This window comes from Kitasatospora sp. NBC_01302 (assembly GCF_035976515.1).
In the GTDB taxonomy this organism is placed as follows: domain Bacteria; phylum Actinomycetota; class Actinomycetes; order Streptomycetales; family Streptomycetaceae; genus Kitasatospora.
On record NZ_CP108404.1, the window covers coordinates 8,901,827 to 8,927,845 of the forward strand.

The 26,019-nt window shown below is 75.7% G+C and carries 7 protein-coding genes and 1 pseudogene; 7 read left to right on the forward strand and 1 reads right to left on the reverse strand.

The window, feature by feature from the left end:
* Positions 1 to 4: 4 nt before the first annotated feature.
* The 5 genes and pseudogenes from OG294_RS38770 to OG294_RS38790 form a co-directional block, all read left to right on the forward strand.
* Positions 5 to 19,966, forward strand: coding sequence for a non-ribosomal peptide synthase/polyketide synthase (locus OG294_RS38770; protein ID WP_327071271.1), 19,962 nt, complete (start codon positions 5 to 7; stop codon positions 19,964 to 19,966).
* An 80-nt stretch (positions 19,967 to 20,046) separates the two neighbouring features.
* Entirely contained in the window at positions 20,047 to 20,250 is a 204-nt protein-coding gene (locus OG294_RS38775) for an MbtH family protein (protein ID WP_327071272.1), read from the forward strand.
* A 96-nt stretch (positions 20,251 to 20,346) separates the two neighbouring features.
* Positions 20,347 to 20,895: a GNAT family N-acetyltransferase gene (locus tag OG294_RS38780; RefSeq protein ID WP_327071273.1), complete on the forward strand. Its 549-nt coding sequence runs from the start codon at positions 20,347 to 20,349 to the stop codon at positions 20,893 to 20,895.
* The gene (locus OG294_RS38785) at positions 20,892 to 22,169 is read left to right on the forward strand and encodes an MFS transporter (protein ID WP_327071274.1); all 1,278 of its coding nucleotides are present in this window, start codon (positions 20,892 to 20,894) and stop codon (positions 22,167 to 22,169) included. The genes OG294_RS38780 and OG294_RS38785 overlap by 4 nt, the downstream gene beginning before the upstream one ends.
* A gap of 96 nt (positions 22,170 to 22,265) precedes the next feature.
* Positions 22,266 to 22,499 (forward strand): annotated as a pseudogene (locus OG294_RS38790) (serine hydrolase); the annotation flags it as partial.
* A 390-nt stretch (positions 22,500 to 22,889) separates the two neighbouring features.
* Here OG294_RS38790 and OG294_RS38795 read toward each other — a convergent pair.
* The gene (locus tag OG294_RS38795; RefSeq protein WP_327071275.1) at positions 22,890 to 24,386 is read right to left on the reverse strand and encodes a S53 family peptidase; all 1,497 of its coding nucleotides are present in this window, start codon (positions 24,384 to 24,386) and stop codon (positions 22,890 to 22,892) included.
* A gap of 334 nt (positions 24,387 to 24,720) precedes the next feature.
* On the opposite strand from OG294_RS38795, the gene OG294_RS38800 reads away from it, so the two are divergent.
* Both OG294_RS38800 and OG294_RS38805 read left to right on the forward strand, forming a co-directional pair.
* A complete protein-coding gene (locus OG294_RS38800; RefSeq protein ID WP_327071276.1) occupies positions 24,721 to 25,086 on the forward strand; it encodes a hypothetical protein in 366 nt (121 codons plus the stop codon).
* Positions 25,087 to 25,346: 260 nt separating this feature from the next.
* Positions 25,347 to 25,892, forward strand: coding sequence for a hypothetical protein (locus tag OG294_RS38805; RefSeq protein WP_327071277.1), 546 nt, complete (start codon positions 25,347 to 25,349; stop codon positions 25,890 to 25,892).
* The last annotated feature ends 127 nt before the right edge of the window (positions 25,893 to 26,019 follow it).

The following is a 26,019-nucleotide window of genomic DNA, read 5'->3' on the forward strand; positions in this document are numbered from 1 at the left end:
GACCATGACGTCTTCGAAGCGCGACCGCGCCGCGGCCCTGCCCGCCGACCTCCAGGAGGCGCTGCGCCGCCGGCTGGCCGGACGCACCGGCGGCGGCGAGGGTGCCGCCACCGCCGGCCGGGGCATCCCGCAGGCCGACCGCACCCGCCCGCTGCCGCTCTCCTTCGTCCAGCAGCGCCTGTGGTTCCTGGACCGGCTGAGCCCCGGCGACCCCCGCTACAACAGCGCCGTCGCCGTGCGCTTCACCGGGCCGCTGGACCGCGAGGCGCTGGCCCGGGCGCTGGCGCTGGTGGTGGAGCGCCACCAGGCGCTGCGCACCACCTTCGAGGAGAGTGACGGCCGCCTGGCGCAGACCGTCCACCCGGCGCAGCCGCTGCCGCTGCCCGTCCAGGAACTGACCGGGCCGCAGGCCCTGGACGCGACCCTGCTGGCCGAGTACTCGCGCCCCTTCGACCTCTGCCAGGGCCCGGTGCTGCGGGCGCTGCTGGTGCGCGAGCCGGCCGGCTCGCACGTGCTGCTGCTGACCGCGCACCACATCGTCACCGACGGCTGGTCGATGGGCGTGGTCCTGGACGAGCTGTGCACCGCCTACGACGCGCTCGCCCGGGGCGCCGAGCCGGCGCTCGCGGCGGTGGCGACGCAGTACCCGGACTTCGCCGCCTGGCAGCGCGAGCAGCTCTCCGGTGCCAGACTGGAAGGTCATCTCGCCTACTGGAAGAACCAGTTGGCCGGCGCGATGGCACCCGCGCTGCCGCTGGACCACCCGCGCCGCGGCGAGGAGGCCGGACCCGGGGCGATCCACGGCTTCACCGTGCCCGCGCCGCTGGTGGCCCGGCTGCGCGAGCTGGCCGCCGAGCAGCACACCACGCTGCACACCGCGCTGGTGGCCGCCACCCAGGCGCTGCTGGCCCGCTGGTCCGGCCAACAGGACATCACGGTGGGCTCGTTGACCCCCGGACGCGCGCGCACCGAGCTGGAACGGGCGGTCGGCTGCTTCGTCAACACGGTGGTGCTGCGCACCCCGGTCGCGTCCACCGACTCCTTCCGCACCCTGCTGGCGAGCTGCGCCGAGACCGTCAACGACTCCTTCGCACACGGCGAGGCGCCCTTCGAGCGGCTGGTCGAGGCGGTGGGCGCGCCCCGCGAGGCGGGCCGCAACCCGCTGTTCGACGTGATGGTGCTGCTGCACCCCGCGCCGCCCGCCGCCGGCGCCCCGCAGGGCCTGGCCGTCTCGCCGGTGGACGTGCCGCGCCAGGCCGCCACCTTCGACCTGAGCGTGGAGTTCGTGCCGGACGGCGAGCAGCTGACCGGCCTGCTGGAGTACCGCGCCGACCTCTTCGAGGCGGCCACCGCCGAGCGGATGGCCGACCAGCTGCTGCGGCTGCTGGCGGGCGCGAGCGCCGAACCGGACCGCCCGCTGGGCACGGTGGCGCTGCTCTCGGCGCAGCAGGTGCGCGAGCTGACGCGGGAGCGGCACGCCCCTGCGCTGCCCGTCGAGTCCATCGCCTACCCCGAACTATTCGAGCGCCGGGCGGCGTCCGACCCGCACGCCCTGGCCCTGGTCGCCGGCGACGAGCGGCTCGACTACGCCGCCCTCAACGCCCGCGCCAACCGGCTCGCCCACCACCTCATCGCCCGGGGCGCGGGCCCCGAGCAGCTGGTGGCGCTGCGGCTGCCGCGCACCGCCGACCTGGTCGTGGCGATCCTCGCCGTCTGGAAGGCCGGCGCGGGCTACCTGCCGCTGGACCGGGCGCTGCCCGAGGAACGGGTGCGCCACCTGCTGGCCGACGCCCGCCCGGCGCTGGTGCTCGACGAGCAGGCGCTGGCCGCGGTGCCCGCCACCGCCCCCGACACGAACCCGGGCGACGCGGAGCGCCACGCCCCGCTGCGCCCGGCGAACACCGCCTACCTCCTGTACACCTCCGGCTCCACCGGCCGCCCCAAGGGCGTCGCGGTGGAGCACCGCGCGATGCTGAACCTGCTGGCCGCGCACCGGGCGGGCTTCGTCGCCGAGGCGGGCGGCGGCCCGCTGCGGGTGGCGCTGACGGCCTCCTTCTCCTTCGACACCTCCTTGGAGGGGGTGCTGCTGCTGGCCGACGGCCACCCGCTGCACCTGGTGGACGAGGACACCCGGATGGACGCGGGCGCGCTGGTGGAGTACGTGGTGCGCCACCGCATCGACTTCCTGGACCTGACGCCCACCTACCTGGGCCAGCTGCTGCCCGCCGGGCTGCTCAGCGACCCCCGGCACTGCCCGCGGGTGCTGATGCTCGGCGGCGAGGCGGTGGGCCCGGCCCTGTGGCGCGAACTGGCCGGTCACCCGCGGGTGACCGCCTACAACTTCTACGGCCCCACCGAGTGCACCGTCGACGCGGCGGCCTGCCGGATCGCGGACCAGGACCGCCCGCTGGTCGGGCGCGCGCTGCCGGGTGTGCGGGCGTACGTGCTGGACGACCGGCTGCAGCCGGTGCCGCCCGGGGTGAGCGGGGAGCTGTACCTGGCGGGGGCGCAGCTGGCCCGCGGCTACGCGAACCGGCCGGGGCCGACCGCCGCCCGCTTCGTGGCCGACCCGTTCGGGCCGTCCGGCTCCCGGATGTACGCCACCGGCGACCTGGCCCGCTGGACGGCGGACGGGCAGCTGGAGTACCTGGGGCGTGCGGACGACCAGGTCAAGGTGCGCGGCCACCGGATCGAGCCGGGCGAGGTGGAGGCGGCCCTGCTCGACCTGCCGGAGCTCGCCGCCGCCGCCGTCCTCGCGCTGCCCGACGCCCACGGCCACCTGCGCCTGGCGGCCTACGTCGTGCCCGTCACGGCGGGCGCCGCACCGTCGGCCGCCGAGCTGCGCGCGGCCCTGCGGCGGGTGCTGCCCGACCACCTGGTGCCCTCCTCGTTCACCGCGCTGCCGGCGCTGCCGCTGACCGTCAGCGGCAAGCTGGACCGCCGCGCGCTGCCCGCCCCGGACCCCGGGGCCGAGGCGCACGAGCGGGAGTTCACCGCGCCGCGCACCCCCGAGGAGCAGACCCTGGCCGCCATCTGGGCCGAGGTGCTCGGGGTGGCCCGGGTGGGCGTCACCGACAACTTCTTCGAGCTGGGCGGCGACTCGATCCTGAGCATCCAGGCCGTCTCCCGCGCCCGCGCGGCGGGCCTGCAGCTCAGCTCGCGCGACGTCTTCCGCCACCAGACGGTCGCCGACCTGGTCGCCGCCGCCCGCCGCCCCGCCGACCCGGCCCCCGCCCCCCGGGTGCGCGAGCAGGGCCCGGCCCCGCTGACCCCGGTGCAGGGGTGGTTCCTCGCCACCCACGGACCGCTGCGCCACTTCACCATGTCGATGCTGCTGGACCTGCCGCACGACCTGGACGAGCGCGCCCTGGCGCAGGCGCTGCACGCGCTGGTGGCCGCGCACCCGGCGCTGCGCACCCGCTTCACCCGCGCCGAGGACGGCAGTTGGCGGCAGCAGCCCGGCGCGGGCGCGGCCACCGGCCTGCTGACCCGGCACGACCCGGCCGCCGACGCCGACGCTGCTGCTGCCGATGCCGCCGCCGCGGCCGACGCCGCCCGCGCGCAGCTGGACCCGGCCACCGGCGCCCTGCTGCGCGCCGTCCTGCTGCCCGCGCCGGACGGGGCCCGGCCCCGGCTCTTCCTGACGGCCCACCACCTGGCCGTGGACAGCGTCTCCTGGCGGGTGCTGCTGGCCGACCTGGCGGGCGCCTACCGCCAGGCGGTGGCCGGCGGACCGGTGAGCCTTGCCCCCGAGCAGACCGCGTTCACCGACTGGGCCCACGCCCTGGCCGCACACGTGCGGGCCGGCGGCCTGGACGAGGACCTGCCGCACTGGACCGCCCAGACCCGGGCCGCGGTGGCCCCGCTGCCGGTGGACCGTCCCGGCACCCCGCTGGCCGGCTCGGTGCGCACCCTGCGCACCCGGGTCGACCGGGCCACCACCGAGGCGCTGCTGCGCGAGGTGCCCGGCGTCTACCGCACCCAGGTCAACGACGTGCTGCTGAGCGCGCTGGGCCGGGTGCTGGCCGACTGGACGGGCACCGACCAGGTGGCCGTCACGCTGGAGGGCCACGGCCGCGAGGAGCTCGGCGCAGCCGACCTGGACCTCTCCCGCACGGTCGGCTGGTTCACCTCCCAGTACCCCGTCACCCTCACGGTGGCCCCCGACTGGGCCACCACCCTGAAGACGGTCAAGGAGCTGCTGCGGGCGGTGCCCCGGCGCGGCCTCAGCTACGAGGCGCTGGCCCGCCTCGGCTCGCCCCACCCCGACGCCCGCGCGCTGGGCCGGGCCGCGCTGCCGCAGGTGTGCTTCAACTACCACGGCCAGTGGACGGCCGCCGCCGGCGGGGACTTCGCCCCCGCCGGCGAGGTGCCGGGCCGCGACATCGACCCCGAGGAGCCGCTGGACCACCTGCTCGACATCTCCGCCGTGGTGGCCGACGGGGAGTTGGAGATCACCTGGCACTACAGCGACCAGGTGCACGACACCGCCACCGTCCGCTCCCTGGCGCACGCGATGACCGCCGCGCTGGCCGCCGTCGTCGAGCACTGCGCCCGCCCGGGGGCCGGTGGACGCACCCCCTCCGACTTCCCGCTCGCCCGCCTCGATCAGGCGGCCGTGGACCGGCTGGTGGGCGACGGGCGGCAGGTGGCGGACCTGCTGCCGCTGACCCCGCTGCAGGAGGGCATGCTCTTCCACCGCCTGGTCGGCGACGCGCAGGACGTCTACGTCGACCAGGCCGCCCTGCTCCTGGCGGGCGTCGGCGACCCCGCGGCGCTGGCCGCGGCCTGGCAGCGGGTCGCCGACCGCACGCCCGCGCTGCGCACCTCGGTGGTGTGGGAGGGCGTGCCCGTCCCGCTGCAGGTGGTGCACCGCGAGGTGCGCGTCCCGGTGGTCCACCTGGACCTGCGCGCGGCCGGTGCGGGCGAGCGCGCGCAGCAGCTGGCCGCGCTGCGCGCCGCCGACCTTGCCCAGGGCCTGGACATCGCCGTCGCACCCCTGATGCGCCTCACCCTGGTCCACCTGCCCGACGAACAGGTCCAGTTGCTGTGGACCTCGCACCACCTGATCCTGGACGGCTGGAGCCTGGCCCAGGTGCTCACCGAGGTGTTCGAGGAGTACGCGGCCCTGACCGCCGGCACCCCGGTGCGGCCCGCCGTGCGCCGCCCGTTCGGCGACTACGTGCGCTGGCTGGCCGAGCAGGACACCGAGGCCGCCCGCGCGCACTGGCGCGGTGTGCTGGACGGCTTCGCCACGGTGACCGCGCTGCCGGCGGACCACCCGCGGCGCCCCGAGCAGGCCGTCCGGTCGGCCGGGGTGCACACGGCCGCGCTCTCCGAGCAGGCCTCCGCCCGCCTGGCCCGCACCGCCCGGCAGGCCGGGCTGACGCTCAACACCCTGGTGCAGGGCGCCTGGGCGCTGCTGCTGTCGCGCTACAGCGACGAGCCGGACGTGCTCTTCGGCACCACCGTCTCGGGTCGACCGGACGACCTGCCGGGCGTCGAGTCGATGATCGGCATGTTCATCAACACCCTGCCCACCCGGGTCCGGGTGGACGGCGCGCGGACCGCCGCGGCCTGGCTGGCCGAGCTGCAGCAGGCGCAGGCCGAGGCCCGGCGCTTCGCCGCCGTCTCGCTCGCCGAGCTGACCGGGTTCAGCGAGGTGCCCTCGGGCGGCGCGCTCTTCGAGAGCATGGTCGCCTTCGAGAACTACCCCTTCGACGCCGGCCGCGCCGCCGACTCCGGTGTGCGCCTCGCCGAGGTCTCCTCCCACGACGCCACCAACTACCCCTTGGTGCTGCGCGCCTACCAGGGCGAGGTGCTGGGCTTCGACCTCGCCTACGACCCGCGGCTCTTCGAGGCCGCGACCGTGCGCACCCTGGCCGAGCGGCTCTGCCTGCTGCTCACCGGGCTCGCCGACGGCCTCGAGCGCCCGCTGCGCGCGCTCGCCTGGACGAGCCAGGAGGAGCGGCGCCGCATCCTGGTGGACTGGAACGGCACCGCGCAGGGCCGGCCCGCCCGGACCCTGGTGGACCTCTTCGAGGCGCAGGCCGCCCGCACCCCGCGGGCCCCGGCCGTCAGCTGTGGCGAGGACCGGCTGGACTACGCGACCCTGGACGCGCGGGCCGGCCGGCTCGCCCACCGGCTGGCCGAACTCGGCGCCGCGCCCGAGCGGTTCGTGGCCCTCGCGCTGCCGCGCTCGGTCGACCAGGTGGTCGCGGTGCTGGCCGTCCTCAAGACGGGCGCGGCCTATCTGCCGCTGGATCCGCAGCTGCCCGCCGAGCGCCTGGCCCAGCTGCTGGACGACGCCCGGCCGGTGGCGCTGGTGGCGCTCTCACCGCAACTCGCGGGCAGCAGCGCGGTCCCGGTGGTGGCACTGGACGAGGCGCAGGTGCGGGCCGACCTGGCACTTCGCCCGGCCGCCGCGCTGCCCGCCGCGCACCGGCCGCTGCCGGACAGCCCGGCCTACGCGATCTTCACCTCCGGCTCCACCGGCCGCCCCAAGGGCGTCGTGGTGCCGCACGCCAACGTGGTGCGGCTGTTCGACCGGACCCAGGGGCTGTTCGGCTTCGGCGCGGACGACGTGTGGACGCTCTTCCACTCCTACACCTTCGACTTCTCGGTCTGGGAGCTGTGGGGCCCGCTGCTGCACGGCGGTCGGCTGGTGGTGGTGCCCGAGGACACCGCCCGCTCGCCGGAGGACTTCCTGCGCCTGCTGGCCGAGGAGCAGGTCACCGTCCTCAACCAGACCCCCTCGGCGTTCTACCCGCTGATCCGCGCGGACGCCGAACACCCCGATCTCGGTGACCGGTTGGCGCTGCGCACGGTCGTCTTCGGCGGCGAGGCGCTGGAGGTGACCCGGCTCGCCCACTGGTACGCCCGCCACCCGCAGGACGCGCCGCGGCTGGTGAACATGTACGGCATCACCGAGACCACCGTGCACGTCACCCACGCCGAACTGGACGCCGCGACGGCCGCCGCGGGCGGCCCGGGGCCGATCGGCACCGGCATCGCCGACCTGCGCGTGTACGTGCTGGACGCCGACCGCGCGCCGGTGCCCGCCGGCGCGGTGGGCGAACTGTACGTGGCGGGCGAGGGGTTGGCGCGCGGCTACCTGAACCGCCCGGGCTTGACGGCCACCCGCTTCGTGGCCGACCCGTTCGGGGCGCCGGGCAGCCGGATGTACCGCACCGGCGACCGGGCGCGCTGGCGCGCGGACGGCACGCTGGAGTACCTGGGGCGGGCCGACCAGCAGGTGAAGATCCGCGGCTACCGGATCGAGCCCGGCGAGATCGAGGCCGCGCTGCACACCCACCCGGGCGTGCGCGAGGCGACCGTCGGCGTGTACCAGGACGGCGCCGGCACCCGCCGCCTGGTGGCCCACGTGGTGGGCGAGGGCCCGACGCCGCCGGGCGCGGCCGAGCTGCGGGCCCACCTCGAACGGCTGCTGCCCGCCTACCTGGTGCCCGCCGCCTACGTCCCGATGGCGGCCCTGCCGCTGACCGTCAACGGCAAGCTCGACCGGCGCGCCCTGCCCGCGCCGGGGCCCGACGGCTTCGCCGCCGGCCCCGAGCACATCGCGCCGCGCACCCGCGCCGAGCACCTGGTCGCCGAGGCGTGGGCGCAGGTGCTGGACACCGAGGAGGTCGGCGCGGGGGACAACTTCTTCGCGCTCGGCGGTGACTCGATCCTGGCGATCAGGGTCACCTCCCGGCTGCGGGCGGCCTTCGGCGGCGAGGTCTCGCCCCGGCTGCTCTTCAGCCACCCGGTGCTGGCGGAGCTGGCCGCCGCCCTCGCCGGCCCGGTCGGCGCGGACGCCGCGGGGGTCATCCCCGCGGTGGACGAGGGCGCCGAGGTGCCGCTGTCCTACGCCCAGCAGCGGCTCTGGTTCCTGGACCGCTTCGAGCCGGGCAGCACCGAGTACACGACGCTGTCCGTGCTGCGTCTGCGCGGCGGACTCGACCGGCAGGCGCTGCGCACGGCCCTGACCGCTCTGGTGGCCCGGCACGAGGCGCTGCGGACCACCTTCGCCGAGCAGGACGGCCGGGCGCGCCAGCTGGTGCACCCGCCGCGGCCGGTCGAGCTGACGCTCCACGACCTGACCGGGGACGACCCGGCGGCGCTGGAGGCGCTGCTGGAGCGCCTGGCCGCCACGCCCTTCGACCTGGCCGCCGGGCCGCTGCTGCGCGCCCGCCTGGTGCGGCTGGCCGCGGACGAGCACGTGCTCGCGCTGGCGGTGCACCACATCGTCACCGACGGCTGGTCGATGGCGGTGCTCGGCCGCGACCTGGGCGAGCTGTACACGGCGGCCTGCGAGCGGCGCGAACCCGTGCTGCCCGCGCTGCCCGTGCGGTACGCCGACTACGCCGCCTGGCAGCGCGCCCGCACCGAGCGCGCCGAGGCGGACCTGGCGCACTGGCGCCGGGCGCTCGCGGGTCTGGTGCCGCTGGAGCTGCCCACCGACCGGCCGCGCCCTGCGGTGCGCACCCGCGCGGGGGCGCTGCTGACCGTCACGCTGCCCGCCGAGCTGACCTCCCGGCTGCGCGAGCGCGGCCGGGAGGCCGACGCCACGCTCTACATGACCCTGCTGGCGGCCTGCCAGGTGCTGCTCGCCCGCTGGGCCGGCCAGCCGGACGTCACGGTCGGCACCGTCGCCTCGGGCCGGGAGCGGCACGAACTGCACGACGTGGTCGGCATGTTCGTCAACACCCTGGTGCTGCGCGGGCAGGTGCGCCGCGAGGCGTCGTTCCGCGAGCTGCTGGCGCAGGCGCGTACCGCAGTGCTGGAAGCGTTCGCCCATCAGGAGGTGCCCTTCGAGCAGGTCGTCGACGCGCTGCAGCCCGAGCGCGACACCAGCCGCACGCCGCTGTTCCAGGTGATGGTGGCCCTGCACAACCTGGGCGCCGAGGCACCCCGGCTGCCGGGGCTGGCCGTGGCACCGGTGTCGGTGCCGGTGCGCGGCGCGACCTTCGACCTCTCCTTCGACTTCGTCGAGCAGGACGGCGGCCTGACCGCGCACCTGGAGTACAACACCGACCTGTTCGACGCGTCGAGCATCGCGGGCCTGGCCGCCCGGCTGCAGGTCCTGCTGGCGGCGGTGGCCGAGGACCCGGAGCGCGCGGTCGGCGCCCTGCCGCTGATGACGGCCGATGAGCAGGAGCAGGTACTGGCCTGGGGGCGGGGCCCGGCGCTGCCCGCAAGCCGGGCCACCTTCCCCGCGCTCTTCGAGGCCCAGGCGGCCCGCACCCCGGGGGCCACCGCGTTGGTGGCCCGGGACGCCGCCCTCGACTTCGCGGCCCTCAACGAGCGCTCCAACCGGCTCGCCCGTCACCTGGCGGGCCTGGGAGCGGGGCCGGAGCGGGTGGTCGCCCTGCGGCTGCCGCGCACCGCGGACGCGGTGGTGGCGCTCCTCGCGGTGCTCAAGGCGGGCGCCACCGTGCTCTGCGTCGACCTGGAGCTGCCCGCCGAGCGGGCCGCCCTGCTGCTGGAGGACGCCCGGCCGCAGACCGTGCTGACGGCGGAGAGCCTGCGCGAGGTGCCGTGGGAGCAGTTGCCCGCCCACGACCTGACGGATGCGGACCGCACCGGGGCGCTGCTGCCCGAGCACGGCGCCTACATCATCTACACCTCCGGCTCCACCGGCCGGCCCAAGGGCGTCCTGGTGGAGCACCGCCAGCTGGTCAACCTCTGCCTGGACCACCGCACCTCGCTGGTCGAGCCGCACACCGCGGACGGGCACCGGCTGCGGATGGCGCTGAGCGCCTCGTTCTCCTTCGACACCAGCTGGGAGGGCGCGCTGCTGCTGGCCCTCGGCCAGGAGGTGCACCTGATCGACGAGGAGGTGCGGCTGGACCCGCAGGCCTTCTGCGCCCAGATCGCCGAAAGGCGCCTGGACCTGGTCAACGTCACCCCCTCCTACCTGCGCGAACTCACCGCCGCCGGGCTGCTCGCGCCCGGCCGTCACCACCCGCGGCTGCTGCTGGTGGGCGGCGAGGCCGTCCCGGCCGCCGCCTGGCAGCAGCTGTGCGCGGCGGCCGGCCTCGGCGTCACCGCCTACAACATGTACGGGCCCACCGAGTGCACGGTCGACGCCGTCTACGGGCGCTGCACCGACAGCCCCGAACGCCCGGTGATCGGCCGCCCAGGCGGAGGCCTGCGCGCCCACCTGCTCGACGAGGCGCTGCGGCCGGTACCGCCGGGGATGCCGGGGGAGCTCCACCTGGCCGGGGCGCAGGTGGCCCGCGGCTACCTGAACCGGCCCGGCCTGACCGCCGCCCGCTTCCTGCCCGACCCCTTCGGGCCGCCGGGGGCGCGGATGTACCGCACCGGCGACCGGGCGCGCTGGGACGCGCAGGGGCGGCTGGAGTTCCTGGGCCGGGTCGACGAGCAGGTCAAGATCCGCGGCTTCCGGATCGAGCCGGGGGAGGTGGAGGCCGCCGTCCTGGCCGACCCGGAGGTCGCCGACTGCACGGTGATCGCCCGTGAGCACGCCGGGCGCCTGATGCTGGTGGCCTACCTGGTGCCCGCCGGGGAGCGGGTGCCGCCCGCCGACGAACTGCGTGCCCGGCTGCGGCGCACCCTGCCCGACCACATGGTGCCCGCCGCGTTCGTGCCGCTGACCGGGATCCCGCGCACCACCAGCGGCAAGACCGACCGCCGCGCGCTGCCCGCACCGCCCGACCGGCCCGAGACCACCACCGCCTACCTGGCGCCGCGCCCCGGCACCGAGGAGGCGCTGGCCGCGATCTGGGCCGAGGTGCTGGGCGTGGCCCGGGTCGGCGCGCAGGACAACTTCTTCGCGCTGGGCGGCGATTCGATCCTCAGCATCCAGATCGTCTCGCGGGCCCGGGCCGCCGGGCTGGCCCTGACCACCAAGGACGTCTTCCGGTACCAGAGCGTGGCCGAACTCGCGCTGCGGGTCGGCGAGGTGGCCACCGCGCAGGTGCCCGGCGCCGAGCCGGCGCCCCGTCAGGCCCCGCTCACCCCCATCCAGCACTGGTACCTGGACGCCCGCCGCCCGGGCGACGCGCTGCGCTTCACCATGACCCAGCGCCTCGAACTCGCCCTGGGCACCGACCCCGTGGCGCTCGGCGCGGCGGTGGCGGCCGTGCTGCGCTGCCACGCCGCGCTGCGCACCCGGTTCCGCCGCGGCGAGGACGGCTGGTACCAGGAGGTGCTGGACCACGCGCCGCAGGGCGTCTTCACCCGGCACGAGGCGGCCGGCCTCGACCCCGCCGCCCTGGAGGCCGAGGTGCAGCGCGCCACCGAGCAGGCGCAGGCGGCCCTCGATCCCACCGCGGGCCGCCTGGCCCGGGTGCTCTTCTTCGACCGCGGCGCGCGGGAGCCGGGCCAGCTCGTCCTCACCATCCACCACCTGGCCGTGGACGGCGTCTCCTGGCGCATCCTGCTGGCCGACCTCGCGGCGGCCCACCGCCTGGCCGCGGCGGGCGGGAGCGCCGAACTGCCCCCGGCGGGAACCTCCTTCGCGCACTGGGCCACCCGGCTGGAGCAGCACACCCGCGCCGGCGGCCTGTCCGCGGACGCGCCGTACTGGACCCGCACCGCCGCGGCTCCCGCCGCGCTGCCCGCGGGCCGGCCGGGCCCGAACACCCACGGCGCGGCGGCCACGGTCAGCGTCACCCTGGACGAGCAGGCGACGCAGGCGCTGCTGCGCCAGGTCCCGGCCGTCTACCGCACCCAGGTCAACGACGTGCTGCTGAGCGCCCTGGGCCGCACCCTGGCCCGCTGGTGCGGGCGCGAGAGCGTGCTGATCGGCATGGAGGGGCACGGCCGCGAGGACCTCTTCGCGGACCTGGACCTCTCCCGGACGGTGGGCTGGTTCACCGCCGAGTTCCCGCTCGCCCTGCGGGTGGCCCCCGAGGCGGGCTGGCACGACACCCTGCGCTCGGTCAAGGAACAGCTGCGCGCCGTCCCGCTGCACGGACTCGGCCACGGCGCGCTGCGCCACCTGCTGCCGCAGGGCGTGCCCTCGGCGGCCCCGCAGGTCGGTTTCAACTACCACGGCCGGTTCGACGCCGCCGGCACCTCCGGGGAGGCCGAGGGCCTCTACCGCGCCACGCTGCCCGGGGCCGGGCGCGACAGCGACCCGGAGGAGGTGCGGCCCTACCTGCTGGAGATCACCGGGGTGGTCCAGGACGGACGCCTGGAGCTGGGCTGGACCTACCCGTCGGCCGTCTACGACGAGGCCACCGTGCGCGGGCTGGCCGAGGAGATGTGCGCGGCGCTGCGCGAGATCGTGGCGCACTGCGCCGCCCCCGGGGCCGGTGGCCGCACCCCGTCCGACTTCCCGCTCGCCGCGCTGGCCCAGGACCGGCTGGACGCCCTGGTCGGCGACGGGCGCGAGGTCGCCGAGGTGCTGCCGCTGACCCCGCTGCAGTCCGGGATGCTCTTCCACGGCCTCCTCGACCGCGAGGGCGCCTACGTGGACCGGATCGTGGTGCGCCTGTCGGGCGTGGCCGACCCGCACGCGTTCGCCGCGGCCTGGCAGCAGGTGGCCGACCGCACCGAGGCGCTGCGCACCAGCGTGCACTGGCGACAGCTGCCGCACCCGGTCCAACTGGTGCACAGCAAAGCCGAGTTGCCGATCGCCCAGCTGGACTGGCGCGGCCTTTCGCCCGAGCAGCGGGCGGCGCGGACCGAGCGGCTGCTGGCCGCCGATGCGGCGACGGAGATGGAGCTGACCCGCGCCCCGCTCACCCGCCTCACCCTGGCGGCGCTGCCCGGCGACGAGGTGCTGCTGCTGTGGTCCACCCACCACCTGATCCTGGACGGCTGGAGCAGCGGTCAGCTGCTCACCGAGGTGTGCGAGCAGTACGGCGCACTGCTGGGCGGTGCGCCCGTTCCCGGGCTGGTGCGGCGGCCGTTCGCGGACTTCCTGCGCTGGCTGGACGAGCAGGACCAGGACGCGGCCGAGGCCCACTGGGCGCAGCTGCTGGCCGGCTTCGCCGCGCGCACCCCGCTGCCCTACGACCGCCCGCCGGGCCAGGCGCACCGTGCCCGCTCCGTCGCGGCCGTCCACCACGAGCTGGACGAGGAGCTCTCGCAGCGCCTTCGGGCGAGCGCGGCCGGCGCCGGACTGACCGTCAACACCGTGCTGGCGGGCGCCTGGGCGCTGCTGCTGGCGCGCTCGGGCGGGGTGGGGGACGTGGTGTTCGGCACCACCGTCTCCGGGCGCCCGGCCGAACTGCCCGGCGTCGAGTCGATGATCGGCATGTTCATCAACACGGTGCCGGCCCGGGTGCGGATCCCGGACAGCGGCAGTGTGCGCGCCTGGCTGCGGGAGCTGCAGGAGGGGCAGAGCGACAGCCGCCGCTTCGACCACCTGGCGCTCTCCCGCATCCAGGCACTGGGCGAGGTGCCCGCCGGTGAGGCGTTGTTCGACAGCATGGTGGTGTTCGAGAACTACCCCGTCGACGAGTCGGTCGCGGACCGCACCGGCGTGCGGGTCGAGGAGGTGCGCGCCGAGGACGCCACCACCTTCGCCTGGTGCCTGCGCGCCTACCTGGCCGAGCGGCTCGGCTTCGACCTGGCCTACGACCCGGCGCTGTTCGACCGTGCCACCGTGCAGGCGGCGACGGAGCGCCTGGCCGTGCTGCTCACCGCCATCGCCGACAGCCTCGACGACCGCCGCGACGGCGACCTCGCCCGGCTGGAGCCGCTCACCGCCGCCGACCGGGCGCTGCTGGCGTCCTGGAACACCACCACCCGCGCAGCGTCCCCGGCGAGCCCGGTGGAGCTCTTCGCCGAGCAGGCCCGCCGCACCCCGGACGCCCTCGCGGTGCGCGCGGGTGAGCAGGAGCTGACGTATCGTCAGCTCGACCTGTGGTCGGAGCAGTTGGCCGCCCTGCTGCTGGCCGGAGGGCTGGCCGCCGAGGGACGGGTGGCGCTGCTGATGGACCGCTCGGCGGAGCTGGTCGTCGCCCAACTGGCCGTGCTGAAGGCCGGCGGCGCCTACCTGCCGGTGGACGGCCGGGCGCCCGAGGAGCGGCGCGGCGCCCTGCTCGCCCAGGCGGGCGCCACCGTGCGGCTGACCGCGGCCGAGGTCACCGCGGCCCGGGTCACCGCCGCGCGCGGCGGGGAGGCCGGGCCGCCGGCGCCGCCCGCCCGGCCCCTCGACCCCGACCGCCTGGCGTACGTGATGTTCACCTCCGGCTCCACCGGGCAGCCCAAGGCCGTGGCGGTGCGCCACCGTGACGTGGCCTCGCTGGCCACCGACAGCCGCTTCGCCGATGGCGTGTGCGCCCAGGTGCTGCTGCACTCGCCGGTGGCCTTCGACGCCGCGACCTTCGAGGTGTGGGCGCCGCTGCTGACCGGCGGCTGCGTGGTGGTGGCCCCCGAGGGCCCGGTGGACGCGGCGCTGCTGCGGCGGCTCGCCGGTGAGGGGCTCACCGCGCTGTGGCTGACCGCCGGACTCTTCCGACTGCTGGCCCAGGACGCGCCCGACTGCTTCGCGGGGCTGCGCCGGCTGTGGACCGGCGGTGACGTGGTGCCGGGCGCGGCCGTGCGCCGGGTGATGGCCGCCTGCCCGGGGCTGGGCGTGGTGGACGGCTACGGGCCCACCGAGACCACGACCTTCGCGACCGCCCACCCGCTGACCGACGCGGCGGCGGTGCCCGAGGTGGTGCCGATCGGCCACCCGCTGGACGACAAGCGGGTGCACGTCCTGGACGGGCGGCTGCGGCCGGTCGCGCCGGGCTGCGTCGGCGAGCTGTTCGTGGCCGGCGAGGGGGTGGCGCGCGGCTACCTGGGCCGGCCCGGGCAGACCGCGGCGCGCTTCCTGGCCGATCCGCTGGGCGCGCCCGGGGCCCGGATGTACCGCACCGGCGACCTGGCCCGGCGGCGGGCGGACGGCATGCTGGAGTTCCTGGGCCGGGTGGACGACCAGGTGAAGATCCGCGGCTTCCGGGTGGAGCCCGGCGAGGTGGCGGCCGCGCTCGCCACGCACCCCGGTGTCAGCGACGTCGCCGTGGTCGTGCGCGAGGAGGAGCACGGCGGCAAGCGGCTGGTGGCCTACGTGGTCGGCCCGGCGGGGCAGCAGGCCGAGCAACTGCGCTCGTTCGCCGCCGGGTTGCTGCCCGACTACCTCGTGCCCGCCGCCTTCGTCCCGCTCGCCGCCCTCCCGCTGTCCGGCAACGGCAAGGTCGACCGTGCGGCCCTGCCGGCGCCCTCGGACACCGCCGCCGGGCGTGAGCGGGTGGCGCCGCGCACCGGGGCCGAGCGCCGCACGGTGGAGGTCTTCGCCGAGGTGCTCGGCGGGCAGGAGCCGGGGGTGGAGGAGGACTTCTTCCGGCTCGGCGGCGACTCCATCCTCAGCATCCGGCTCGCCTCCCGGCTGGGCGAGGTGTTCGGCACCGATCTCACCCCGCGTGCGGTCTTCACCCACCCCACGCCCGCCGCGCTGGCCCGGCTGCTGACCGAGCAGAGCGGGCGCGCGCAGGCGGCGATCGTCCCGGTGGCACGCGACGGCGCGGCCTCGCCGATGTCCTACGCCCAGCAACGCCTGTGGTTCCTGGAGGAGTTCGCCCCCGGCGGGGTGGAGTACGTCACCGCGCTCGCGCTGCGCCTGCGCGGCGCGCTGGACCTCGGCGCCCTGCGCGCGGCGCTGAGCGCCCTGGTGGCCCGCCACGAGTCGCTGCGCACCACCTTCGAGAGCGTGGACGGCCACGGCGTGCAGATCGTCCACCCGCCCGCGCAGCTGCCGCTGGCGCTGCACGACCTGTCCCGGCTGCCCGGAGGCGAACGCGACGGCGCGCTGCGCCGGTTGCTGGCCGAGGAGCGGGCCAGGCCCTTCGACCTGCGCGAGGGGCCGCTGCTGCGCGCCACCGCGGTGCGGTCGGCCGAGGACGAGCACGTGCTGGCGCTCACCGTGCACCACATCGTCACCGACGGCTGGTCGACCTCGGTCGCCCTCGGCGACCTGGCCCACCTCTACCGCGCCGAAACGGGCTCCACCGAGGCCGCGTTGCCGCCGCTGGCGGTGCAGTACGCCGACTACGCCCACTGGCAGCGCACCGCCCGTGCCGCCGGCGGCGAGGAGCAACTCGCCTACTGGAATGAGCACCTGGCGGGGATCCAGCCGCTCGACCTGCCCACCGACCGGCCGCGCCCGGCCGTGCGCACCAGCAACGGCGCCACCACCCGGCTGGAGCTGCCCGCCCCGCTGGCGCGCCGGCTGGCCGAGGTCGGCCGGGAGCGCGGCTGCACCGTGTTCACCACGCTGGTCGCCTGCGCCCAGGCCTATCTGGCCCGGCTCGGCGGAGCCTCGGACATCGCGGTGGGCACGGTCACCTCGGGCCGCGAGCGCGCCGAGACGCAAGCCCTGATCGGGTTCTTCGTCAACACCCTGGTGCTGCGCGCGCAGGCCGAGCCCCACCTCTCCTTCGCCGAGTTCCTCGGCGGGGTGCGCCAGACGGTGCTGGACGCCTTCGCGCACCAGGACGTGCCGTTCGAGCGGGTGGTGGACGAGGTCCAGCCGCTGCGCGACACCAGCCGCAGTCCGCTCTTCCAGGTCATGGTGGTGCTGCAGAACACCCCGGCGGCCGATCTCGACCTGCCGGGTCTCGAGGTGACGGAGGTCGACACCGAGGTGGAACAGGCCGCCTTCGACCTCACCCTGGAGTTCGCGGAGGTGGACGGCGGCGGGCTGCACGGGCTGATCACCTACAACACGGACCTGTTCGAGGCGGCCACGGCCGAGCGGATGGCCGCCCAGCTCACCGCCCTGCTGACCGCCGTCGCGCAGGACCCCGAACGCCCGCTGGGCGCGCTGCCGCTGGCCCCCGGCGAGGACCTGCCCGCCCTGCTGGAGCAGGCCCGGGGCAGCTTCCCCCCGGTGGCGCAGGCCACCCTGCCGCAGCTGTTCGAACGTCAGGCGGCCCGCACCCCGCAGGCGCTGGCACTGCTGGACGGCGAGCGGCAGTGGACCTACGCCGAGCTGGAACAGGCGGCCAACCGCCTGGCCCACCGGCTCATCGGACGCGGGGTCGGCCCCGAGCGCCTGGTGGCGCTGGCGCTGCCGCGCGGGGCGGAGATGGTGGTGGCGCAGCTGGCCGTCGTCAAGGCGGGCGGGGCGTTCCTGCCCCTGGACCCGCAGTACCCGGCGCAGCGCCGGGAGTTCATGCTGCAGGACGCCCGCGCCCACCTCCTGCTGGACGACCCCGGCGAGGTGTGGGCACAGGACGGACCGAGCCAGGCGCCCACCGACGCCGACCGCACCACCGCCCTCACCCCCGCGCACCCCGCCTACGTCATCTACACCTCCGGCTCGACCGGCACGCCCAAGGGCGTACTGGTGACCCACCGGGGCCTGGCCTCCTTCGCCGCGGCCGGCGCCGAGCAGTACGCGGTGGGCCCCGGCGACCGGGTCCTGCAGTTCGCCTCGCCCAGCTTCGACGCCTCGGTCCTCGAACTGTGCGTCTCACTGCTCAGCGGCGCCGCGCTGGTCACCGGCGAGGAGGGCCCGCTGGTGGGCGAGCGGCTGGCGGAGGTGCTGGCCGGGCGGCGGATCAGCCACACGCTGATCCCGCCCGCGGCGCTGGCCACCGTCGATCCGCAGGCGGCCGCGGCGCTGCCGCAGCTGCGCACCCTGATCGTGGGCGCCGAGGCCTGCCCGGCCGACCTGGTCGACACCTGGGCACCGGGCCGGCGGATGGTCAACTCCTACGGGCCCACCGAGGCCACGGTGGTGGCGACCTGGACCGGCCCGCTCGCACCGGGCACCGGTACCCCGCCGATCGGGCGCCCCAGCGGTGCGACCCGCGCCCACGTGCTGGACGCGGCGCTGCGCCCGGTGCCGCCCGGGGTGGTGGGGGAGCTGTACGTGGCCGGGCCGGGCCTGGCCCGCGGCTACCTGGGCCGCCCGGGCCTGACCGCCCAGCGGTTCCTCCCCGACCCCTACGGCGCACCGGGCGAGCGGATGTACCGCACCGGCGACCTCGCGCGCCGGGACGCCGACGGCGAGCTGCGCTTCGCCGGGCGCGTGGACGAGCAGATCAAGCTGCGCGGATTCCGGATCGAACCGGGGGAGATCGAGAGCGCGCTGCGCCGCAGCCCGCTGGTGCGCGATGCCGTCGTCACGGTGCACACCGAGGCGACCGGCGAGGGGGCGGCCCCGGTCCCGGGTCGGCTGGTGGCCTACGTGGTCCCCGCGCAGCAGAGCGCCGCCGCACCGTCGGAGGCTCTGGCGGTCACCGAACTGCGCCTGCACCTGGCCGACCTGCTGCCGCCCCACATGATCCCCGCGCAGTTCGTGCCGCTGGAGAGCCTGCCGCTGACGCCCAACGGCAAGACCGACCGGCGCGCCCTGCCCGCGCCCGGTCCCGTCGCGGCGGCCGGCGGTCCGCGCCGCGCGCCGCGCACCGACACCGAGCGCCATGTCGCCCGCATCTGGGCCGATGTGCTGGGGGTGGCGGAGGTCGGTCTCGACGACAACTTCTTCGTGCTGGGCGGCGACTCCATCCTGAGCATGCAGGTGGTCTCCCGGCTGCGCCGCGAGGGACTGCACCTGGCCACCCGGGACCTGTTCACCCACCAGAGCCTGGCCGAGCTGGCCGCCGTGGTGCGCAGCGTTCCCGAACGCGGGGGCGAGGGCCCGGTCAGCGGCGAGGTGCCGCTCACCCCCATCCAGCAGTGGTTCCTCGACTCCCCGCGCGCCGCCCACCACCACTTCAACCAGTCCATGCTGCTGGAACTGGAGGCCGCCCCCGACCCGGTGGCCCTCGCCGCCGCGCTGCAGGCGCTGCTGGAGCACCACGACGCGCTGCGGATGCGCTACACCCGTGCCGAGGACGGGAGCTGGCAGCAGTTCAACCCGCCGCCGGCCCCGGTGGCGGACCTCCTCGTCGAGCACGACCTGAGCGGACAGACCGCCCAGGAGGCCGAGGCCGCCATGGCCAAGGCCGCCGACGAGCTGCACACCCGCTTCGACCTGGCCGGCGGTCCGCTGCTGCGCGCGGCCCTGTTCACCGGCGATCCGGACCAGCCGGCGTTCCTGCTCCTGGTCGCCCACCACCTGGTGGTGGACGCGGTCTCCTGGCGGGTGCTGCACGACGACCTGGAGGGCGCCTACCAGCAGGCCGTGCGGGGCGGGGCGATCGCACTGGGGGAGCGCGGCACCTCCTTCCGGCAGTGGGCACTCGGACTCGCCGCGCACGTCGCAGGCGGCGGCCTGGACCACGAACTGCCCTACTGGGAGCAGGCGGTGGCCGCCGAGACGGCCCCCGAAGGCGCCCCGGCGGGAACCGTGCCCGCCGAAACGGCCACGGTCACCGTGGAGTTGGGCCAGGAGGACACCGAGGCGCTGCTGCGGGCGGCGCCGGCGGCCTACCGCACCCGGGTCAACGACGTGCTGCTCGCCGCACTCGCACTGGCGCTGGCCCGCTGGCGGGGACAGCAGCGGGTCCGGCTGGACCTGGAGGGGCACGGCCGCGAGGACCTGCTGGAGGGCGTGGACCTGTCCCGCACGGTGGGCTGGTTCACCACCGTCTACCCGGTCGCCTTCCAGGTGCCCGCCCCCGAGGACCTCGGCCCCGACCGCGACTGGCGGGCCCTGGTGAAGTCGATCCGCCGCCAGCTGCGCGCGGTACCGGGCAACGGGCTCGGCTTCGGGGCGCTGCGCACCTTCGGCACGCCCGAGGTGCGCGAGCGCCTGGCCGGGGCCGCGCACGGCCAGGTGGTCTTCAACTACCTCGGCCAGTGGGACGCGCGTCCCCAGGTCGCCGAGGGCGCGCTGGTGCGTACCGAGCACGGCTCCTTCGGACGGGACCACGACCCCCGCGACGGCGGCTCGCACCTGGTGGAGGTGGTGGGCGCCGTCCAGCACGGCCGCCTCGCCTTCACCTGGCACCACCGCCCCGCCGTCCACGCCACGGCGGACGTGCGGCGGGTGGCCGAGGAGTTCGCCCAGGCGCTGCGCCACATCGCCCGCCACGCCCGGGGCGGCCGGTGACGACGCCCCCGCCCACCCGGGCCCCGCCCGGCCCCGCCACCCGCCTCAGCCATGACCCACCGACGACGAAGGAACCCGAGATGGACGAGAACACCCGCTACCAGGTCCTGCGCAACGACGAGGAGCAGTACTCGCTCTGGCCGCTGGCCATCGAGGTGCCCGCCGGCTGGCAGCCCGTCGGCAAGGAGGGCTCCGAGGAGGAGTGCTGCGCCTACGTCGACGAGGTCTGGACCGACATGCGTCCGCGCAGCCTGCGCGAGCGCATGGAGAACGCCGGAGCCTGACCCGGCAGCCCGACCTCCCACCGGGGCGCCGGCCACCCAGGACCTGTCCGGCGCCCCGCCCGCCCCTGTTCCCACTCCGCCTCCGAGGAGCCGATCATGACCGTGACCCCGACCCCGACCCCGACCGCGATCCTGACCCCCGAACTGCGCACCGAGCACCTGGCCTTCCGGCCCTACCGCGAGCAGGACGAGGACGTGTTCGTCGCCCTGCTGCGCGACGAGGAGGTGTGCCGCTGGATGGGCCAGGAGCGGGCGCCCGAACCGGAGATCCGGATGGTCTTCCGCTCGATCCTCACCGACGTGTACCCCAGAAGACTCTTCGACGTGTGGGGCCTGTGGCTGGAGGGCGCCTACGCGGGCCACGCGGAGGTCAAGAAGACGGGGAACGTCGAGGGCCACGAACTCGTCGCCGCCCTCGCCCCGCAGTACTGGGGGCGCGGACTGGGCACCGAGGTGGTGCACGGACTGCTGCGCCACGCGGCGGACAATCTCGGACTCAAGGAGGCCTACGGAATGGTGGGCGCGGAGAACACCGCGAGCCTTGCGATGTGCCGGCGGCTGGGCTTCCGGCACCTGCGCGACGTGGTCGGCGACGACGGCTCGGTGACGAAGATGCTGGTCATCAACACCACGGAGCCGGCATGAGTGGGGCACCGGTCGGCACTACCGATGAGGCGCCACCGGCCGAGCGGCTGCCCGGCCTGTGGCGCAACCGCGCCTTCAACCTGCTGTGGACCGGCCAGTGCCTGTCCGACACCGGCAGCGCCATGGCCGACCTGGCCCTGCCGCTGCTGGTGTTCCAGCTGACCGGCTCCCCGGAGCAGGCCGGCTTCGTCGGCACGGTCGGCTTCGCCGTCACGATGGCCTGCCGGCTGCCGGCCGGCATCCTGGTCGACCGCTTCGACCGGCGCCGGCTGATGATCCTCTGCGACGCGGTGCGGCTGGTCCTCTTCACGCTGCTGGCCTGCGCGATCCAGGCGCGCCACGCCCACCTCGTGGTGATCCTCGCGGTCGTGGCCGTCAGCGCCGCCGCGACCGCCCTGTTCAGCACCGCCGAACACGCCGCGGTGCGCAGCCTGGTGCGCACCGACCAGATCGTCACCGCGGTGGCCCGCAACGAGGCGCGGGCGTACGGCACTTCGCTGGCCGGGCCGCCGCTGGGCGGCCTGCTGTTCGGCCTGGGCCGGGCACTGCCGTTCTTCGGCAACGCCGTCACCTTCCTGCTGTCCCTGGTGGCGGTCTCCGCCATCCGCCGGCCCCTGCAACAGCCCCGCCCACCGGCCGCCGCACCGGGCTCCGCCCCGGCCCCGGGCACCGCGGGCGGGGCGGGGCGCCAGGGGCTGCGCTTCGTCCTCGGCAACCCCTTCCTGCGCGCCCTGCTGGTGATCGCCGCCCCGCTCAACATGGCCTTCACCGGCATGATCTTCGCGATGACCATCTCGCTGCGGCGCTCCGGACTCTCCCCGGCCCTGGTCGGCCTGGTCGGCATGGTCGTCGCCGTGGGCGGCCTCCTCGGGGCCACCGCCGCACCGGCCCTGCAGCGCCGGATGCGCCTGCCGACCCTGATCACGCTGATCTGCTGGTCGGCCGCCGCCCTGATGGCGCTGAGCGTGCTGCTGTCCACCAGCATCGCGACCGCGGTCCCGCTGGCCGCCGCCGTCTTCCTGGGCCCCACCGCCAACGCCGCCCTGTTCGGCTACCAGGCGGCCGTGACCCCGGACCACCTGCAGGGCCGCGTGGTGAGCCTGCTCCTGCTGGCCGCCACCTCCACCGCGGCGCTCGCCCCCGCCCTGGCCGGCGTCCTGCTGGCCCACGTCGCGGGCCGCACCGCCCTGCTCGCCTTCCCGCTCCTGGTGGCCGTCGCCGCCCTGGTGGCCACCTTCAGCAGCGGCATCAGGTCGATGTCCCGCCCGTCGTGAGCCCCTGGGAACACCCCAGGGGTTCACGGCTCCCCGTTCGCCGCAAACCACCTGCGCCCGCTCGGCCTGCACCACACCTCCCTGCACCACACCTCCCTGCCGGGCACCGCCACCTCGATCCCGGGCCCGCACGCCCACGGCTACCTGCCACTGGCCACCGGGCCGGCCGACATCACCGACCGCAATCCCTCGGTGGCCGGCTCGGCGGGCGAGATGATCTCCACCACCGACGACCTGGCGCGGTTCAACGCCGCCCTGCTCGGCGGCCGCCTGCTGGCCCCGGCCCAGCTCGCCGAGATGACCAGCACCGTCCCCGCCGACGCCGACCCGCCCTCCCAGTACGGCCTCGGCCTGATGCGCACCACCCTGTCCTGCGGCGACGTCTTCGGCAACCGCGCCGGCACCCGCCAGGTCGCGATCTCGGTGACCCCCTACGACCCGGCGAAGTCCGCGGCCCTCGTCCCCACCGTGATGTCCCTGCTCAACCAGACCTTCTGCCCCACCACCGCGACCCCTCCACGCCGTAGCCCTTCTCGCCCGCGTGCCGGCGCCCGGTGCGCACGCGCGGAGATCCGCGACGCCCTGCTGCCCACCGGCCGGCGCGACCCGACCGGACCAATTGCACGGAGGGCGCCCGATATCGGACGCCCTCCGTGCAGTTGGTCCTACGATGCGGCCGGGGCTCGCGATGGCCGGTGCCCGGTCGGCCGGTCAGAAGAGCTAGTACGCCCCGCCGGTGGTACCGCCGTCGCCCGTCCCGCCGTCAGTCCCGCCGTCGCCGGTGCCGCCACCGGTTCCTGCGCCCGTGCCGCCGCTGCCCGTGCCACCGCTACCCGTCCCACCGTTACCCGTCCCACCGTTACCCGTCCCGCCGCCGCCCGTTCCGCCGCCGGAGGCGGCAGCTGCGAAGGCGCCGGTCCCGTTGGGCGTGCCGAGCCCGGTCGGCCCGTCGTAGCCCGAGCCGGCGGTGCACAGGTAGTTCGGCGTGCAGGTCGTGGTGGCGCCGGAGGTGACGTCGTTGAGCGCGTCGGTGTGCGCGTACGGATAAGCGGCCGGGCTGGTGCCTTCGGCCGGGGCGCCCGCCAGGGCGTAGGTCGCGGCGATGACCGGGGCGGCGGCCGAGGTGCCGCCTATGACGTTCCAGCCGCCGTTGCCGTTGGAGGTGTCGTAGCTGGCGACGCCGGTGGCCGGGTCGGCGACGGCGGACACGTCGGCGACGGTGCGCTTGGTGCAGCCCTGGTCCTGCTGCCACGCGGGCTTGCTCTCGAAGCCGGAACAGCCGGAGCCGGCCCCCTCGTTGGCCGAGGTCGCCCAGGCCGCCTCGGTCCAGCCGCGCGCGTTGTCCGCCTTCGTCAGCGCGGTCCCGCCGACGGCCGTGACGTACGGGGAGGCGGCGGGGTACTCTACACCGAAGCCGGAGTCACCCGAGGACGCGGTGATCGCCACGCCGGGGTGGTGGTAGAACTGCGCGTCCTCGCTGGTCTCGTCGGGCGTCTCGGGGCCGCCGTAGCTGTTGGAGACGAACTTCGCGCCCAGCTGGACGGCCGTGTTCACCGCGGTGCCCAGGTCGTTGCCGCTCTCGGAGTTCGCTTCCACCAGCAGGATGTGGCAGTTGGGGCAGACGGCCGAGACCATGTCGACGTCGAGGGACTCCTCGCCGGTCCAGTCGTCGTTGGCCGGCGCCGGCTGCGGCAGTCCGCCGGCGCTGCCGTCCTGGCCGACCTTGGTGAAACAGCCGTCCGCCGCGGTGCAGGCGGGCAGGTCGAACTGACTGCGGTAGACGCCGAGATCGCTCTCGGCGGTGGGGTCGTCGTAGGCGTCGACGATGGCCACCGTCTGCCCCTTGCCACCGGAGGCGGCGGCCGAGGCCAGGTTGTAGGCGGACTGCAGGTCCGCCGGTCCGTACCCGCCGACACTGCCGGCGGCCCGGGAGGCACCGGCGCGGGCCAGGTGCGGCTTGATGTCGGTGCGCACCAGCGCGTTGCAGGAGTAGCGGCCGGGCGAGGCGGGCGGGCAGGCCTGGCGGTACTGCTCGGTGCCGAGGGCGACACGGTGCGGGGAACTCCCGGCGGTGACCGCCGCGTTGGCGTTGAGCGCGATGACGCTGCCGGCGATCACGGCAGCCGCGCCGGAGCCCGCTGCGGCCACCCGCAGGCGGCGCTTGAGTGCGGAGCGCCGGTGGGAGGGCTTGCTGGGTGGCGTCTGAGCGTGCGACAAAACGGTTCTCCTTGCCGGATGGGTCGCCCGGCGACGCGGCACCGCAGCGGTGCCACCTGTCGACGGGAAAGAGGTACGAGCTGCCCGGGCTCGGACGATCACCGGGACTCCTGGCCCGATCCTAGGTAGCCCGAAACGCGCAAATGCCACATCACGGACTTCCACAGAGTTCCCTAAGGAAGCGCTCACCTGACCCTTCGACAGCCCTGCCCGCCAGCCATCGGCCGCCCGGCCGCCATCGCCCGGCCCGCGGCGCACCCTCGGGCCGCCCGCCTCCCGGGTGGCCCCATAGGCTGTCGCAGCAGGACCGGCGACGACGGAAAGGGGCAGGTCGATGGGCGTCTACGTGTCGGTCAGAGGATGGCTGGAGTGCGACGAGAAGCAACTCGTCGCCGTCGAGCAGGTCCTGGCGTCCCACGCGGACGATCACTACTTCGACGGATGGAGCACCCCGCGGCGGCAGATCAACTGGACCCGCTACATCTTCTACGGCGCCGACATCCGCGCGTCGGCCCTGGACTGGTTCGCGGAGCAGATCCGAGAGATCGCCCGGATCCCGGCGTCCGACGACGACGGGGACCTGGTCCGGGGTCTGTTCCTCGTCGGCCACGAAGTCGACGGGACGAGCGAGTGGCAGGTCCGCGAGGGCCGGCTCTTCATCACCTCCGCCGGTGCGGACCGCCACTACCTCGACGGATAGGCGCCGCCCGTCGCTAGCGAGCCCCACTCGCCACTCGGGGGGCGTGTGGGGCGCAACGGGGGCTGTGGGACCACCCCTTGGCTTCCGTCCGGTGGCGGGGGCCGCCGGGTGGCGGCCTGGTCCTCCGACCTCCCGCGCCGTGGTCGGGGGGCGTGGTTGGTGCACGGGCCGTCTTCGGGATTCGCCGGATCTCCGGCGCCCCGCGCCTTACGCTACGAACAGGCCGCGCTACCGAATGTGGCCGCGTGAGGAGGAGTCCTGTGTCTTCGCCATCGTCCTGTGACCCCGAGTTCGCTCCTGTCGGCGATGTGGCCGCGGCGCTCATGGTGATCGATTCCCGGCTCAAGGCCGTCTACGAGGGCCGGACCGAAACGGACCCCGAACACCGGCGGATGATCGATCAGTTCGCGGCGTCCATGGGGCCGGCGGGGTTCGACGACCTGCTCGACGGTGCCTGCACGCTGATCTTCATGTACATGAGCTGGCTGCGCAGAGCCTGCGAGGAGCACGAGCAGGACATCGTCGAGCACGTGGTGCCCACCCTGGTGGCCACGATGCGCATGATGCCCAGGACGTTCCGCCCCGAGGTCATCCCCACCATGGTCGGCCTGCTCGTCGCCGCCGGCACCGGCCTGAGCCCCAACCTGTGGCGCGCGCAGTACGGAGCCTGGACCGAGGCCGAGATGAACCCCCTGGAGGCCACCACCGTCCTGCTCGCGGAGCACATCAACCGGATCGCCGGCGACGACCGGGACTTCGCCACCCGCTTGATCACCGACGCCCTGTCCGAGGCGATCGAGGACTGACGGGCAGCGGCCCGCGCGGGCACGGGGGGAACGCCTACCGCGCCCCTGGGAGCAGGCCTCCGCAGGCGGGCCACCCGAGCCGGTCGATCGGCGCGACCGCCTGTGCTGCCCTGTGCTCCCGCGGGAG